This is a genomic window from Runella zeae DSM 19591, assembly GCF_000423565.1.
GTDB classification, from domain to species: Bacteria; Bacteroidota; Bacteroidia; order Cytophagales; family Spirosomataceae; genus Runella; species Runella zeae.
In genome coordinates this window covers 56922-73346 of sequence record NZ_AUIF01000017.1, presented here as the reverse complement: position 1 = coordinate 73346, position 16425 = coordinate 56922, and the positions used below count along the sequence as shown (strand labels likewise).

10 protein-coding genes are annotated in these 16425 nt (G+C 43.2%); 1 reads left to right on the top strand and 9 read right to left on the bottom strand.

The annotated features are described in order from the left end of the window. The first annotated feature begins 6 nt into the window (after positions 1–6). A complete protein-coding gene (locus tag G563_RS0105320) occupies positions 7–2427 on the top strand; it encodes a hypothetical protein (RefSeq protein ID WP_051210794.1) in 2421 nt (806 codons plus the stop codon). 270 nt (positions 2428–2697) lie between these two features. On the opposite strand, the gene G563_RS0105310 is transcribed toward G563_RS0105320, so the two are convergent. The 9 genes from G563_RS0105310 to G563_RS0105270 form a co-directional block, all read right to left on the bottom strand. Then, positions 2698–3960, bottom strand: coding sequence for a dipeptidase (locus G563_RS0105310; protein ID WP_028664396.1), 1263 nt, complete (start codon positions 3958–3960; stop codon positions 2698–2700). Positions 3961–4030: 70 nt separating this feature from the next. After that, on the bottom strand, positions 4031–5491 hold the full coding sequence (locus G563_RS0105305) for a SusD/RagB family nutrient-binding outer membrane lipoprotein (protein ID WP_028664395.1): 1461 nt from the start codon (positions 5489–5491) through the stop codon (positions 4031–4033). A 75-nt stretch (positions 5492–5566) separates the two neighbouring features. Beyond that, positions 5567–8668 (bottom strand): SusC/RagA family TonB-linked outer membrane protein, encoded by a 3102-nt coding sequence (locus G563_RS0105300; protein WP_028664394.1) that lies wholly within the window; start codon positions 8666–8668, stop codon positions 5567–5569. Positions 8669–9107: 439 nt separating this feature from the next. After that, entirely contained in the window at positions 9108–9842 is a 735-nt protein-coding gene (locus G563_RS0105295) for a Bax inhibitor-1/YccA family protein (protein WP_028664393.1), read from the bottom strand. 87 nt (positions 9843–9929) lie between these two features. Then, positions 9930–11030, bottom strand: a complete 1101-nt coding sequence (locus G563_RS0105290) for a cytochrome-c peroxidase (protein WP_028664392.1) — start codon at positions 11028–11030, stop codon at positions 9930–9932. Then, complete coding sequence (locus G563_RS0105285) at positions 11027–11521, bottom strand: molybdopterin-dependent oxidoreductase (RefSeq protein WP_028664391.1); 495 nt, start codon at positions 11519–11521, stop codon at positions 11027–11029. The genes G563_RS0105290 and G563_RS0105285 overlap by 4 nt, the downstream gene beginning before the upstream one ends. 5 nt (positions 11522–11526) lie before the next feature. Further along, entirely contained in the window at positions 11527–13518 is a 1992-nt protein-coding gene (locus G563_RS0105280; protein WP_037325969.1) for a TonB-dependent receptor plug domain-containing protein, read from the bottom strand. A gap of 83 nt (positions 13519–13601) precedes the next feature. After that, on the bottom strand, positions 13602–15023 hold the full coding sequence (locus G563_RS0105275) for a Gfo/Idh/MocA family oxidoreductase (RefSeq protein WP_028664389.1): 1422 nt from the start codon (positions 15021–15023) through the stop codon (positions 13602–13604). 81 nt (positions 15024–15104) lie between these two features. Next, positions 15105–16178, bottom strand: a complete 1074-nt coding sequence (locus G563_RS0105270; protein ID WP_037325967.1) for a hypothetical protein — start codon at positions 16176–16178, stop codon at positions 15105–15107. Positions 16179–16425: the final 247 nt, after the last annotated feature.

Here is a 16425-nt window from a genome sequence, read left to right as displayed (position 1 = left end):
CTCTTTATGAAAACTTTTTTTTCGTTTAAAAATATCTCTTGGAAAGCCAAAATAGCGTTGGTTTTAAGCCTTTTAGGAATGCCAACACTCTCTAAAAGCCAAGAACAAAATCTTCCCCAAAAGCTTACCCAACATAGTCAGCGGGCTGTGCAAGAAAAGATGTTTGTCCATCTTGATAGGCCCCTTTATGTGGTAGGAGAAAGTATTTGGTTTAAGGCCATTTGTGTAGATGCCTTGCTACATCATCCATTAGACATGAGCAAAGTAGCTTACCTTGATGTATTGGACAAAGAGCATAACCCAGTTTTACAAACCAAAATAGCTCTTGAAAAAGGTAAAGGAAATGGTTCGCTTTTCATCCCGCCTTTTTTGCAGAGTGGACATTACTCTGTAAGGTGTTATACCAACTGGATGAAAAACTTTAGCCCTGATTTTTATTTTGAAACCACCATTACCATTGCCAATCCTTTCAGTAAGCCTACCTTTATCCCTTCAGCAGCGCCTACTTTAACCTATGATTTGCAGTTATTTCCCGAAGGAGGGCAGTTGGTGCAAGGTCTAGAAAGCAAGGTAGGATTTAGAGCTACAGATATAGCAGGAAAAGGAATCAAATTTGATGGCACCATAGTCAATCAGCAAAACGATACTGTAGTGCGATTTGAGCCTTTAAAGTTTGGGATTGGCTCTTTTCAATTCAAACCTCAGATGGGTGAAAAGTACCGCGTATTACTGAAAGATGCGCAAAAAAAATGGCTAGTTTATAATCTTCCTACGGTTCAAGAAAAAGGATTTTTACTGAAAGTCACCGACTCTACGGCGCGGTGGCTCAAGGTGGAGGTAGTGTCCAATGCTTCTTCCAATGCTTCCGTTTATATCTTGGCTCATACCAAAGGAAGCCCCAAATACGCTGAAAAAAAGATATTGAAGGAGGGGCAGTCGGTGTTTTTAATCAACAAGAGCGACTTGGCCGATGGCATCACTTCTATTACACTTTTTGACGAACTCCAAAAACCGTTGTGCGAACGCCTTTACTTCAAACGCCCCGCTCAAAACCTGAGTATTAGTGCCAAAACTGACAAAAGTCAATACGCCCCTCGCCAAAAAATTGAACTTGATTTGGGAACCACAGGCAAGGGAAATACCCCTACTTTAGCGGATTTGTCGGTGTCGGTTTATCTGGTAGATTCGCTGCCTGTCGAAAATCATCCCATGATTGAAAGCTACCTTGGGCTTTCGTCTGACTTAAAAGGCAATGTTGAATCGCCCCAATATTATTTCAACAATACCGACGAAACCGCCAACACTGCCCTTGACAATCTGATGCTTACCCACGGATGGCGGCGTTTTAATTGGGATGAAGTACTTGAAAAACAAAAGCTTTCATTTGATTATATACCCGAAAATGGAGGACATTTTATACGAGGCAAAGTGGTAAATCCCCAAACGGGCGCACCCGTGCCGTGGGTTAATACCTATCTTGCAGCGCCTTCCAAACGACCTCAGTTGTTTGTATCTACCAGCGATGCGCAAGGAAGAATCGCTTTTGAAATGAAACATTTTTTTGGTTCGCAAGAAGTGGTCGTGCAGACCAATACCCAAGTAGACACTACTTCTCGCATCGAAATTTTAAGCCCTTTTTCCGACAAATTTGGCGTACGTACTTTGCCGTCTTTTGCGTGGAATGCTACTTGGAAAAACAACCTTCAGGCCCGAAGCATCAATATGCAGACTTATAATGCTTTTTTGCCCAAATGGGCCCAACAAATGACCACTGGAGAGACGGACACACTGGCGTTTTTTGGCAAACCCGATGAGAGGTATTTGCTTGATGCCTATACCCGATTCCCGACGATGGAGGAAGTAATGAGAGAATATGTGCCAGGGGTGGTAGTTCGGAAAAGACAAGGCAAATTTCGTTTTCGCGTCGTTGATTTATTGCAACCCAACGTACTTTTTGAGGAAGAACCGCTGGTTTTGATGGACGGAGTGCCGGTGTTTGATACCGACAAAATCATCGCTTTTGACCCCTTGAAAGTTAAAAAATTGGAAGTGATAGACGGGCTTTATTATTTAGGAACCATGTCTTTTTCGGGAATTGTGAGCTATACTACTTACAAAGGTGATATGGCAGGGTTTCCCATTGACCCACGCGCTTTGGTGCTATCTTACGAAGGAGTGCAAGGCAAAAAAGAATTTTATGCTCCTCGCTATGATACCGAAACCGCCCAAAAAACACGTGTGCCAGATTTTAGAAATTTGCTCCATTGGTCGCCGCAATTGATGACCAATGCCGAAGGAAAAGCTTCGGTGAATTTTTATGCTTCCGAACAGCTCGGAACTTACAAAATAGTGGTGCAAGGACTCACAAACGACGGTCAAGCTGGCAGTAAAACCGCGACGTTTGAGGTCAAAAAAGCGACGTTATAAAACTTGGTTCGTTTGGGAAATTAACTTTCTAAGTTTAGGTTTAACTTCTCAGAATACTACAAAGATTGAGTTTCTCCCAAGCCTTTTTTCACAATAGCATTCTCAAATTCGCCTCGGAGAGGCTCAAAGTTTGTAGCTAACAAGTCCTAATACGCATAAAAAAACCTTCTGTTTACATTTGAGCGTTTACCTACTCGAACAAAAATCAGAAGGTTTTTTTAGGAATCATCTAAATCTTAATGACTCATGCTTCTATATTAGCAATAAACCTTATTTGAGGCTTACTTCTTGGGTTTTACCTTTTTCGACCGCTTTCATGACACGGAAAAAATTGCCGCTCCAAATCTTTTCGATGTCTTTCTTGGAATAACCCCTACGTACCAATTCAATAGTCATGTTTTCGTATTGGCTCACGTCAAAGCAGTCGGCCAACGCACCACCACCGTCAAAATCAGCCCCCATACCTACGTGGTCGATACCAATGAGCTTGACAATGTGGTCAATATGGTCGATTGCATCTTTGACAGTAGCGAGTTGGACGGGATATTTTTTGTTTAATTCCATAAACTCAGCACGGGCTTGTTTCTGCTGCTCTTCCGACAAAGTAGCCATGCCACGGCGGTCTTTGATGTTGTATTTTTCATAAAGGCCCTTCATAGCAGCCTCTCTTTCGGGGCTAGGAGGAATCGTTTTGATATAATCGCTCAACAAATTCAATTGAATTACGCCCCCATTTTTAGCCAGAGCTTTGAGCATATCATCGGTGAGGTTACGGGGGTGGTTGCAGATAGCCCGAGCACCTGAGTGAGTGGCTACGATAGGAACTTTAGAAAGGCGAATAGCATCATAGAAGGTAGAATCAGACACGTGCGATACGTCGATAATCATCCCCAAACGATTCATTTCTTTTACTACTTGCTCCCCCAATGGGCTAAGACCTTGATATTCGGCTCCTTTAGGGTCGGTAGAAGAGTCACAAATGTCGTTGTTGCTAGAGTGGCAAAGTGTCATGTAGCGTGCGCCCAAATCATAAAATTTTTGGAGCATTTTCAAATCATGACCCATTGCATAGCCATTTTCAACACCAATGAAAATAACTCTTTTACCCGTTTTTCCAATGCGGTAAGCTTCTTCGGGTGTAGTGGCCAACTCCGCTTCTGAACTCGTATTTTTCAGCGTAGTATTGACGGCTTCAAAAATATCCAACGCGCGTTTTTTAGCGGCCTCATGTGCTTCAGTAGTACGCGGGCCTTGACCCAAATAAACCGCAAAAAAGATAGCATCTAGTCCACCGCGCTTCATACGTGGATAGTCTACTTTGCTATTGGTCGTGCGGGCGTCGTTGTCTTTGGTAATATCAAATCCTCCACGTGAAAGCAACATAGGCGTATCAGCGTGAGTATCGACAGTGAAAGCTTTTTCGTGGATTTTTTTTGCTTTTTTGAGCAAAGCTTTGTCTGCTTCCTGACTCATTACTACAGAGGTACTCAAGGCAAAGCACGAAATGAGTGTAGAACGGATAAGGGTTTTCATGAAATGATTTAGTTTGAAAATGATAAAATAAAAAGCGGGTAAAGAGACAAAACTCCTTACCCGTCTGAGGTTATTTGGCAAACCAAAGTTTGAGCTTCATATCGTTGGTTCCACCTTGTTGTTTGAGAGCCGCACTGAAATTTTCATAATTGAGGGATTCTTCCGAGCCAGGATAAGGCAAGCGGGTTGGAATCACACCCCCATTTACATTAATCACGGAAGGTTTGAGAGCCGGAATGCCAGTACGACGAAACTCCGTCCAAGCTTCCACCCCTTGTCCGAAAAGCGCAATCCACTTTTGCTCCATGATTTGCGTATAGCCATCGCTGCCAGTTTTGAGGGCATTGGCCGCTAAGTAATCAGGGCTTACCGTCAATTTGTATTGGCTATGAGAGGCCGTGATAGCAGCAGTATAGTTGGTAGCAGCAGTTCCGGCAGCGGTGATTCCTTTGTAGGCCAATTCGGCTTTGATAAATAGTAACTCGGCATAGCTCATAATGACTCCGGGAGCAGTGGCGGCTACAAAATAAGCACCCACTTTTGAGGTTTTGGACAAACCTAGCGCATTGGCATCGGCATTTGAAAGACCATTGGGCACGCCTTTATAATCTCCACCATCGGCAGGCTTATCGGCATATACCGCCAAACGCGCATCTTTCATTTCCGCTAGTTTGTTTACCAAAGTCGCACTTACGCGGTGGTCATCACGGGTTTTACGATTTTGATTAATAGGGTTGTTGTTGTTGGTAGCATCAATGTAATTCAATTGGATATTGTCCGAAACCGAACTAATCACTGGATACTTGGTAGGATCGCTCAAAATACGATTGATTTCGGCTTTTACATCAATACCCGCATCCGATTTGTCCAACATCCGATTGAGGAGACGCAAGCTAAGTGAGTTGGCGAATTTTTTCCATTTGGTCAAATCATTCGCAAAAAGAATATCTCCCGCAATGGCCTTTGTTTTGTCGGTAGCATCTATGAGGTCGTTGGCTGTCTTCAATTCTTTGACGATACCTGCATACACTTCTTTTTGGGTATCATATTTGGGTTGAAGGATACCTTCTAACCCCTGAATAGATTGGCTATAAGGAATGTCACCGTAAATATCGGTGATAAGAGAAAATACCCACGAACGCATAATCAGCGCTACAGCCTGGTAATTGGGGTTTTTGGTTTCGACGCCCAATTTATAAATACGCTGATAGTCAGCTAATGCTTCGATGTGGAAAGTTTGCCAAGCCCCACTGTATACATCGCTAGAGACGAGATATTGGTCAATATCAGTGTATTGGATACGAGCCCAATATTGCGAAATCAAGTTACCAATGTCCATCCCAAGCGACCCACCCCAGTAAGCATCTACGGCACTTTGGATACCATGCGGCAAAAACAAATCTGCCGTTGCGGTAGAAGGTGCGTTGGGGTTGGTGTTGATTTCGTCAAATTTATCGGTACAGGCAGATACGCCAAGGGTAAATGCCGCAATAAGGGATATATGTCGGAGAGAAGAGAAAATACGTTTCATAATTCATCAAAAATTTTGAGATGTTGTTTTAAGGTAAATACTTTGGCTATCTATTTTGTGGTAGCCAAGGGTTGTTTACAAATTAAAACTAATATTAAAGCCCATGGTACGAGTAGTAGGGATTTGACCATTTTCGATACCTTGTAGGTTGCCATCGTTATAATAGCTCGTTTCGGGGTCGATGTGTGGAACATTGCTGTGCAACAATAGTAAGTTGCGACCAACCACCGAGATAGCTATATCGCGGAAAGGCAATTTTCTAAATACCTGACCACTAATCATATAAGTGAGTTTTACTTCTCTAAGTTTGACGAAACTACCATCAAAAATCGTCATTTCGTTGTTGGTAAGGGCATAGTATTTGTGATGCCATTCTTCTGACGTAATGCGTGTAGTATTAGGCACATACACAGGCTCAGTAGCGGTACCAGTGTTTACTACACCTTCTCCTACGATACCTTCTTCTCTACCCATGAGCGTCTCTTTCAATACTCCCGTGTAGCGACCGATGTTTACACTTTGAGAGAAAATATCTCCACCTTTTTTCATATCAATCAAGGTACTCAAAGACAATTTCTTATACGTAAAAGTATTCTGAAGACCACCTATCCATTTGGGGGTAAAATTGCCTAAGATACGACGGGTAGGATTAAGAGTAGGATAGCCGCTTTTGTCATAGATGATATTGCCATTAGGGTCACGTGCAAATCCTTGCCCGAAGAAGTTTCCGTAAGGTTGACCTACACGCGCCTCAATCGCCATACCGCGTACTGTACCCAAAGTATAAGTGGTAAGACCTTCGGCTAGTTCGATTACTTTGTTTTGATTGCGAGCCCAGTTGACAGACACATCCCATTGGAAAGGTCCAGCGATGACAGGCGTTGCACTTAATTGAATTTCAACCCCTTTATTCTCAAGCTTACCAGCGTTAAGAAGTTTAGATGTAAAACCAGTAGATTGAGAAATATTAACATCCAAAATCTGGTTAAAAGATTGTTTGTTGTAATAAGTCACATCCAATCCGACGCGATTACGCCAAAGTTTTACTTCTGCCCCAATCTCGTATGAATTAGTAAGCTCAGGCTTAAGGTTGGCATTGAGCATGGCGTTGTTTTCAGACAACGACGGCGTGCTACCCCAAGGGTTCTCGTATTTGTAAGCTTGAATTAAGCGATAGGCATCCGTATCGTTTCCGACACGCGCAATACCCGCTCTCACTTTGGCAAACGACAAGACGGGTGAGTTGATGCCGAGCATATCGGTCAATACGGCACTCAAAGCGGCTGAAGGATAGAAATAAGAGCGGTTGTCAGATGGAAGGGCACTCGACCAGTCGTTGCGAGCGGTCAAATCCAAAAATAAATAATTTCTAAAACCAATATTAGCGGCGGCATAAACACTATTGACTACTTTTTCGGTAAAAGAGTTTTCAGCTACTTTGGCTTGACGTGAGTTACCTAAATTCCACACGCGAGGAATCGCCAATTCGGTAGCGCCCATGTAGTTGCGTTGGTAATAATTGCTACGGTGGTTGGCTCCAAGGTTGGCGGCTAAGTCAAACTCCCCAAATTTGTGCGTGGCAGTCAACAAGAAATCGGAATTAGATTCCCTGATAAAGATTTGCTCTTCGTTGTAGCTATCGTATTGTTTAGCACCGTTTAAGTTGTCGATACGAGCAGCGTTTTTGGTTTTGCGTCGGTCAATATACACATCCGTTCCGGTACGTGCTGTAAGCGTAAGCCAATCTGTAAATTTGTAAGTAGCAGCTACATTGCCATACACCCTATCACGTTGATTAAATTTAGTACTCAAATTAAGCACATAGTAGGGATTGGTCCAGTAGTTGTAGTTCCAGTTGTATTGATAAATACTACCCGGAGCTTGATAGTCTTTCAACTTTTCCATATCTACTTGGCGACCAAACCAGATAAAGTAAAGTCCCCAGTTGGTACGGTTGTCGCTACCATCTACTACGTAGTTTCCAGTAGCTCTGATGCTCAATTTTTTGGTAACGTTCCAACCCGCATTCAACGACAAAGTACGTCTTTTGTAGTCAGTGTTAGGAAGAATGCCTGATTGATTCAAATCGGTGTAAGAAAGACGAAAATCGCCTTTTTCATTGGCTCCCGTGATAGCGATGTTGTTGGTATAGGTCTTTCCTGTTTCAAAGAAATTGGACACGTTATCAGGATGAGGGATAAAAGGCGTAGGAGTGCGTGTTCCATCTGCGGCGATAGGCGAATCAAACTGCGGGATAAGCTGCCCGTCCATTTTAGGTCCCCAGCTTTCATCCACCCCGTCGTTTACACCTTTACCAGTTCCATCCACAAACGAAAAACGGCCTTTGTTGCCCTGACCATAGCCATCTTGCCATTCGGGTAGGCGAAATGGAGTATCAAAGGCGGTATTTGAGTTAAACGAAACGCCGATTCCTTTAGAACCTTTTCCACTTTTAGTAGTGATAAGAATCACACCATTGGCACCTCTTGAACCGTAAAGAGCGGCGGCACTTGGTCCTTTCAAAACACTCACATTTTCAATATCATCGGGGTTGATAGAAGCGGCGCCGTTACCATAATCTACGCCCGTTCCTGAGCCATAGTTACCGTTGTCGATAGGTACACCATCAACCACAAACAAAGGCTGATTGTTGCTACCGATAGAGCTAGCTCCGCGAATTAGTATACGCGACGAAGCCCCAGGAGCGCCATTGGTACCAGTGACTTGTACCCCTGCTACTTTTCCTGATAAGGCATTGACGAAGTTGGTGGTGCGGGCTTGGGTCATTTGCTTACCGCTTACTTCTTGTACAGAATAACCCAAGGCTTTCTTCTCGCGGGCAATCCCGAGAGCGGTCACTACTACTTCATTAAGAATAGAAGCGTCTTCTTCCAACGAAATATCAAAGGAGGTTTGATTGCCAACTGCAATTTCTAGGGGTTTATAACCAATAAATGAGACTACAAGAGTGGCATTGGCAGGGGCTGCGAGTGTAAACTCTCCCGTAGCGTTGGCACTTGTACCTCGGTCAGAGCCTTTGACTATAATGCTGGCACCGGGGAGGCTTGTGCCGTCTTTGGAGAGCACCCGTCCTTTCAATGTTCGGTCTTGTGCATAGCTATGAAAGCATAAAAGCGTGAAGACCAAAAAGCAGGTTTTTGTAAAAAAATTTCTCATGGGCATTGTAAGTATTAAGTTATCGGATAAAAATTGTACTTTTCCAATTTTGTAGACGCATTTCTTTGGTAAGAAAGCGTCTTGGAATCTTAATAGTTTGCGGCCATTTCGAATTCAAAAACCTGATTTTAAAAGAACGGAGAAGAGTTATTGCTTGGTAACAGACGCTGCAATTTTAGATTTATTAAATATCATATCCAAATTAAATTTTACAAAAATTTAATATTTAAAAATAATTATTGGAGAAATTATAATTTTCCTCCACAGTATCTATGAATTTTTTAAACTTATGGAATAAAATATTGCAAAATATAATAGTCAACTTTGTTTTATTTTAAAAAATATAATTATTTTTATATTTCCACCACCTTAAAACACATAAAAAAGAGGCTGCCCTAAATTTATTAGAGCAGCCTCTTTGAGTAAAAAATAAAATCGCTTAATCGCGGCTTGAAAGCTTGGCCAATAGACGGAGCACTTCTACATATAGCCAAACAATCGTGACAATCATACCGAAGGCGCAATACCACTCCATGTATTTGGGAGCACCGTAAGCGGCTCCTTGTTCGATAGTATCTAAATCAATCACCAAGTTGAAGGCAGCCAAACCTACCACAAACAAGGAAAAGCCAATGCCAAACCAGCCTGAATCGTAGATAAGGGGTACATCGATACTAAACATGCGAAGTACCATAGCCACCAAATAAAAAATAGCCACGCCCGCAGTAGCCGCAAAAATGACTCTTTTGAATGTAGGAGTAGCCCGAATGACTCCTGCTTTGTATAAACCTACCATTCCGGCCAAAATCGCAAACGTAAGCAATGCCGCCGACATCCCAATGCCAGGATACATACGCTCAAATACCAAAGTAATCGCACCCACAAAAACACCTTCTACTACGGCATATAGAGGTGCCAAAGTAGGCGCAAGGTGTTGCTTGAATGCAAGAATCAAAGCCACTACAAGGCCTGCAATAGAGCCTCCAATTGCCAAAGGCATGATAAGCCCGGGATTGGCCACAAGCAAAAACCAGCTAGCCGCCGCTGATGCGATAACAAGCGCACCCATAATGATGATTTTATTGACAGTACCTTGGACTGTCATAGCACTCTGACCGACGCCTTCTTGTGCTGCTTTGATGAAAGATTTTTCGGATAAGGTTGGATTTGCCATTTGTTTATTAGTGTTTAATAAAAAATCATATTCTGATTCACAATTTATACCAATTATGAATATAGTGCAAACAAAATAACGGATATTCTACCTAATGGGCTTGTTTTTGGGGTGTGGATTGGCAAAAGCAGGATTGGTAATGAAGGTAGAATCCGTCAATAAATGAAGAAAAGCAATGATGTCCTTTTTTTCGGCCGAAGTAAGCCCCAACGTTTTTCCGCCTTCTACGTTGGTAGCCGTGCGCAGTTCGTGGCTGAGGTTGGAAGGGTGAAACATTCTTTCATTGTAATGGTCGAGCACTTCTTCTAAGGTGGCAAAACGCCCGTCGTGCATGTAAGGTGCAGTCAAGGCGATATTTCTTAAAGTGGGTACTCTAAAACGGCCATTGTCTGATGCCTCTCCAGTGATTTCTTGCCGCCCTTTGTCTTGTACGGCAATACTATCTAAGCCGTTGTTATGAAATACTTCCTGAAAAAGCTTTACACCACCGTGGCAATGAGCACAATTGGCTCCTCTTACGCCACGCTCAGGCGCGGGGCCACGCATAAATAGCTCTAAGCCTCGCTTTTCGGTAGCCGAGAGTTGATACTTGCCCTCCAAGTAGCGGTCATAAGGCGAATTGGCGGAGATGAGTGTGCGCTCAAATTGAGACAATGCTTGGGTGATTTGATCGCCCGTAATCGTCGCCCCTCCAAATACCTCCTTGAATAGGGGAGGATAAAGCCGCGTCTTTGAGAGTTTTTTGGCCGAAATCTCAAGGCTTTGCCCCATTTCGTGGGGATGGGTAAGTGGAAATGCCGCCTGTGCTTCTAGCCCGCTGACACGTCCATCCCAAAATAAGTTTTTAACCCACAATAAATTAGCCAACGACATTGAATTGCGACGAGTAGGCTTGCCCGATACACCAATGCTCAGGCGACGATTGTCAGAAAAGGCAAGCGATTGCTGATGACAGCTACTACACGAAACCGTATTGGTTTTGGAAAGCAAGGGTTCATAAAAAAGCATTCTGCCCAATGCTACTCCTTCTTCGGTAAGAGGGTTGTTTTCAGGAATCGTAAATCGACTTCCAAAAGAAGAAGGATATACCAACGAATAAGGGCGCAAATGGGCAACATGAGGTGCCTTGAGAGCCGCCAATCCCCCTAAAAACACTAATAAACTCACGATAACCCTTAAAATTTTCATTTGGCAAATCGTATTTCAATGGTTTTGATTTCACGAATCCACCGCGCGGGTCTTCTTTCATCAGGAACGACAAGGCGAAAAGGGCCTATTCCTTGAGGCAAAGCTTGCCCATCTACCGTATGAGCTAGTAAGATGGTGCGTCCGCTAAATTCTTCATCAATTTCTGCTAAAGAAAATAAAACTTCATAGCCGTCGGCAGCCCTTGCGATGACATACTTAGTGAGGTTTTCTCCACGCAGTTCACCACCAAGTGTCACGCCTGCTTTTTGAAACAAATCTACTAAACGTACGCCACCGTACTCATGCTCTTTTCCATCACGGTCTTTGGCCTTTACCTGAGTTTGCGGCATTGCTTTCAGATCATTGATTGACAAAGTGAGCGGGGTTTTTACTTCGCCAGTGATAGAAAGCGTTTGGGCAACTACCGAGAAGTTTCCCACCAAAACACAGCCTATAAAAAAACAAGTATGTATTAATCTTAAGATTTTCATTGTGATTATAAATTATTGAAAACTAGGTTGATAAAATAATTTCGCCCCGCTTCTGGGAAGCCTTCTGCTAAGGCATAATTGCGATCAAAAATATTGTTGACTCCTCCTTCTAGCTGAATAAAACGCCACACTTTTGCCGACAATTTGGTATTGGCTACCACAAAAGAAGCGGCTTCGGTACCATAGCTTGTGCTGAAACGTTTGGCATTGTATTCTACACTTGCAAGCCACGAAATCCTTTTGAGCAAATGAGCTTGGGCAAAAATGAGAAGTTTGTGAGGGGGAACATCGATGAATTTTAAATCAGGATTACTGAGGTTTTTGCGGCTGATATATGAGTATTGTATTCCGCCTTGCAGCCAATTGTGTGCAGAAGCATTTAGACTGATTTCAGTGCCATAAAATTCCGCTTTTCCTGTGTTCTGAAATTGGTAAATATTAGGCTGTACATTGTGGACTTGTTGAATGGCATCCGAAATGCGGCTGTAAAACACATTGGCTTGAAGTTTTAGAAAAGAGGCAAATTGCTCATTGTAACCTGCATCAAAGTGCAACGCTCCTTCGGCTTTCAAGTCAGGATTAGGAATCGCTGCTCCCATTCGATACGAATATCGGTCTTTGATAGTAGCAAAGCGGGTTTGGCGCGCTACCGTAAAACTTAATTGACGAGCCGCATTGGGGCTATAAAAAAGCCCTGCTTGGGCATTGAACGCCTGACTATTGTTTTTCGGAAAAAGGGTAATCGTTTTGGTAGAAGAGGCATAATTTTCGGCTTTGTCACTTTGTCGGGAATTAAAGCTCAAACCCGGCACGAGCGTAAAGCTATTGCCAAGGCGGATTACATCTTCGATACCGATGGAGTAAGTTTGGTCAATAAAATTCCGTACGGGTTCGCCTAGGTTGTTTTCACGATGATGGTCGTGTTTATAATGCACCGAGGCTTTGAGGGTATGCTTGTTCCATTCTTGAATACCCAATTCAAGAGAAGCTCCTTTGGTATCATCATTATAATAACTATTGAAAGAAGAGCCACGGGTTTGTTTGGTGTAAGTATTGTCGTCAAAAGCACTGAGGAGATTTTTGAAGCGGTCATAATATACCCTTGCTTTCAAATAGCTTTTGGCTGTAATACGAGTTTTGGAGATAAAATACCAACTTTCTTTGTCCCAATAAGGCCATTGCCAAAAACGAGGATTTTGGCGGGTATCATCTCCTACATAGGGAGGTGTGCCTTTGGTACCTTGTTGATTGATATAGCTGAGGGCATATTCATCAGTGGCATTGGGAGTAAAGCCTACTTTCACACTATATTTAATATCATCCCGAAAAGCATTTTGGCGGTCGCCGCCGTCTTCTTGAGCTTTAGCCACAAAATCGGCAGAAAGAGGGTAGGTATCTTGTTTGAGTTGAGAAGCGGAGCCTTGAATATAAAAACGCCCCAATTTAGAACCGAGATTGAGATTGAGTCGTCGGCCATTGCCGCTAAACACCCCTACTTTTCCGTCAAATTCTAAAGATTTTTGGGGACGGCGCGACACTAAATTGATAGCACCTCCCATGGTATTGGGGCCATAAGTAACAGAAGTAAACCCTTTGGATATGTTGATTTCGGCCAAATCAAAAGTTGTAAATCTTGCCAAATCTACGTAGCCATCATAGGGTACGTATACCGGAATACCATCTACAAATACGGGAACCTGTCGCAAATCAAAACCTCTTATATACACCATAGACTCATTACGAGCACCTACATTGGATAAATTGACACCTGGCAAAAGCGCCAAAGCTCTTCCTACATCTAAGCGATTGAAAGCCTCCATTTGGGCAGAAGATGCCACTAAAAGCGTATCTGAAGCACGGCGACCAATCACCGAAACTTCGCCCAAAAGAAAAGTGCGTCTGCGTAAAGAAGAATCAGGCACTTGGGCAAATACGGTGACGCAGAGGCTTAAAGAAAATATAAGAAAAGTAAAAAGGCGGGTAGATGTAGATAACATGTTTTGAAAAAGCGTTATTTCTTCAAAAATATAACGCTTTTTCAAAAATACCTAATTAGTCTCCAAAACGAGCTGAGCGGAGATTATACTTTGGCTTTGGTGGTGCCGCCTTTGGTCATTGAAATATCAACGGGAGCATTGTTTTTCCAAGACCCACCCGTAAAATCTGGAACGTCAATGGAATTGGAACGATTTGCAACCGACCAGCCACTGAGAGGCGCAATACAACTCCAAAGGGCAGCATCATACACATCTTGGTCGAGCGGAAGGCCATTGCGTAAGCAATCGACCGTACGCCAATCCATCAAGAAATCCATCCCTCCGTGTCCGCCTACATTCTTGGCAACTTCACCCATTTTTTTCACAATCGGCGGAAGGTACTTTTGTTCCAACGCCTTGTATTCTTCCGCACTCATCCATTCATGCCCCGTAGAATAACGTGCAGGTTCTGGATATTTGAGCCCCACGGCCTTGGTTCCACTTACAAGCTGAATCCGAGAGTAAGGACGAGGAGAAGATACGTCATATTGGACCATGATAGTACGGCCTTTATTGGTTTTGATGGTGGTCGTACTCATGTTTCCATTGAAAGATTTTCCTACATAAGGTTTATAAAAATCATCTTTAGCCGCCAATTCTTTAGCCAAATTTCCTAGCACAAAATCGTTGCTCGACATAGAAGTCAGGTATTCCATTTTGTCGCCTCTGTTGATATTCATTACCTGACAAATAGGCCCTAAACCATGTGTGGGATAAAGGTTGCCTTTGCGCTGATACATTTCATGAAGCTCCCAAAGTTGATAGAAATGATTTTTGGAAAATACATAGTCTTGTAAATTGTGGATATAGGCAGCTTCCCCGTGCACAATCTCCCCAAAAAAGCCATTGCGGGCGAGATTTAGGGTAAGGAGCTCCGAAAAATCATAACAACAGTTTTCGACCATCATACAGTGTTTTTTGGTGCGTTCTGAAGTTTCTACGAGTTTCCAAGCCTCTTCTATGGTTTTAGCGGCAGGTACTTCTACGCAGACGTGTTTGCCGTGTTCCATCGAAAATACGGCCATTGGGGTATGAAAAGCCCAAGGAGTAAGGATATAAATAAGGTCTAAATCGGTACGTTCGGCGAGTTTTTTCCAGATTTCGGGGGTACCTACGTAAGTATCAGGGCGATGTCCCGAGGCTTCGACTAGTTTTTTGGCTTTATCAACCCTTTCGGCTCTTAAATCACAGAGTGCCTTTATCTCCACACCTTCAATTTTGTTCATGCGCTCCACAGCACCCATTCCTCGATTACCAATTCCAATAAAACCCACTCGTACCGTCTCTAATTTAGGAGCTGCGTAACCACTCATATTGAATTTTTGAACACGGGTACGAGTGGCTTGTTCGTGGACTTGGGTCCATTCGTCGGGGGTGTGGGCATAGGCAGAAAATGGATTGGCTGCCATCAGCCCCAACCCTGTAGCGCTTGCGGCTTTTAAGAAGTTTCTACGGTTGTTTTCCATGTTTTTAGATACCCCTTACAAAGTTTTTAACTCTGTAAGGGGCTAATTTGAGTGTTTAGAAATAGTCGTTTTTCTTTTTGCCTACAGAATACAATCTCCCAAAAAAGCGGGGGTATATCCTTTGTCAGTGGCCCATTTGACACACGCCACAATCCGCTCACGAAAATCGGGCTGATAGGCTTCATAAAAAGGATAGAAATATTGCTCATGTACCAAGAAATCCACATACGGAGGCTGTCCCGAAGGTAGTTGTTCGTAATGATTGAGGTAAGGAACAATCTCGTCTAGCTCTTTTTTATCCACTACAATACTGCTTCTGATAAACGTGATGTTTTCGGCGGTATCGTGCCATACAAAACGCTTTTTGAGACGGCGGCGCTGCTCTACAGTCAGATAATAAGATACCGCTGGTAGGTCGTCGTCGACATTGAAGTAGCCTAATTGACCCACATAACCAGCATCGCGCAAAGCCCGCGACCCTTCTACGTTTGCCTCACCCCAATGTATCGTAGTGACAGGCCCCATGACGGCTTCTCCGGCAAAGCGTCGGATTTCGTTTTTGACTAATTCACAATCTTGGGCTACTTTTTGATAGCCTGCATTGCGGTAGGGCATATCTGGAAATTCGCCCAGTGCATGAAAACTCAATCGAATCCAATCGGCGTTAGCTGTCCATTCGGATTTGTACTTATCAGTCAATTGAGAAAGATTAAAACCGTCGGTTTCGTAAAACAAATTGAAATGAATCTTGGTCCCATAAGTATCATGTACTTGTTTGAGAAACCCTAAGTAGGGATTGTCAAAAATAGACGCGTACTTGTCTTCATTTTGATGAATATCGCGCAAAAACCAAATGTTGTCGTCAATCGAAAGTCGGTAGTTGCCAGCAAAACGCGGCAACCAAAAAACGGTAATTTGGGCATTGTCGCCCGTAGTCATATTTTTGACTTCTATGGTATTTTGGTAGTCGCTAAGAGTAATCGTTGCTTCAAAAACCCCTTCACGCTCTTGGGCTTCTACGCCGTTGATGGTGAGCAGATGCTGTAGCGGCGCTTTGATTTTGACGATGGTTTGTAGGCTTCCATTTACCACAATACCGTCGCGGGCATGGAGCATATCGCCTTCGATAGGATTTATAAATTCTATGGTTTTCATGTGTTTGGGTTTGCCGGATATATAGCCCCTATGGGGCATTGAGGTCGATTTTGTATGTCATTTGAGGTTACCAATATATAGTCCCTACGGGGCATTGACGTCAATTTTGCGTGTCATTTGAGGTTACCGATATATAGCTCCTAGGGAGCATTGAGGTTCATTGGGTATGCTATTAATTTCCTACCAATATATAGCCCCTACGGGGCATTGGTGTTCATTGGATATGTTGTTAATTCCCTACCGATAT

Coding starts and splice junctions, on each gene's coding strand:
- G563_RS0105275 (WP_028664389.1), bottom strand. CDS start 15,023: ATGGAAAACAACCGTAGAAACTTCTTAAAAGCCGCAAGCGCTACAGGG.
- G563_RS0105310 (WP_028664396.1), bottom strand. CDS start 3,960: ATGAAAACCCTTATCCGTTCTACACTCATTTCGTGCTTTGCCTTGAGT.
- G563_RS0105270 (WP_037325967.1), bottom strand. CDS start 16,178: ATGAAAACCATAGAATTTATAAATCCTATCGAAGGCGATATGCTCCAT.
- G563_RS0105305 (WP_028664395.1), bottom strand. CDS start 5,491: ATGAAACGTATTTTCTCTTCTCTCCGACATATATCCCTTATTGCGGCA.
- G563_RS0105300 (WP_028664394.1), bottom strand. CDS start 8,668: ATGAGAAATTTTTTTACAAAAACCTGCTTTTTGGTCTTCACGCTTTTA.
- G563_RS0105290 (WP_028664392.1), bottom strand. CDS start 11,030: ATGAAAATTTTAAGGGTTATCGTGAGTTTATTAGTGTTTTTAGGGGGA.
- G563_RS0105295 (WP_028664393.1), bottom strand. CDS start 9,842: ATGGCAAATCCAACCTTATCCGAAAAATCTTTCATCAAAGCAGCACAA.
- G563_RS0105285 (WP_028664391.1), bottom strand. CDS start 11,521: ATGAAAATCTTAAGATTAATACATACTTGTTTTTTTATAGGCTGTGTT.
- G563_RS0105280 (WP_037325969.1), bottom strand. CDS start 13,518: ATGTTATCTACATCTACCCGCCTTTTTACTTTTCTTATATTTTCTTTA.
- G563_RS0105320 (WP_051210794.1), top strand. CDS start 7: ATGAAAACTTTTTTTTCGTTTAAAAATATCTCTTGGAAAGCCAAAATA.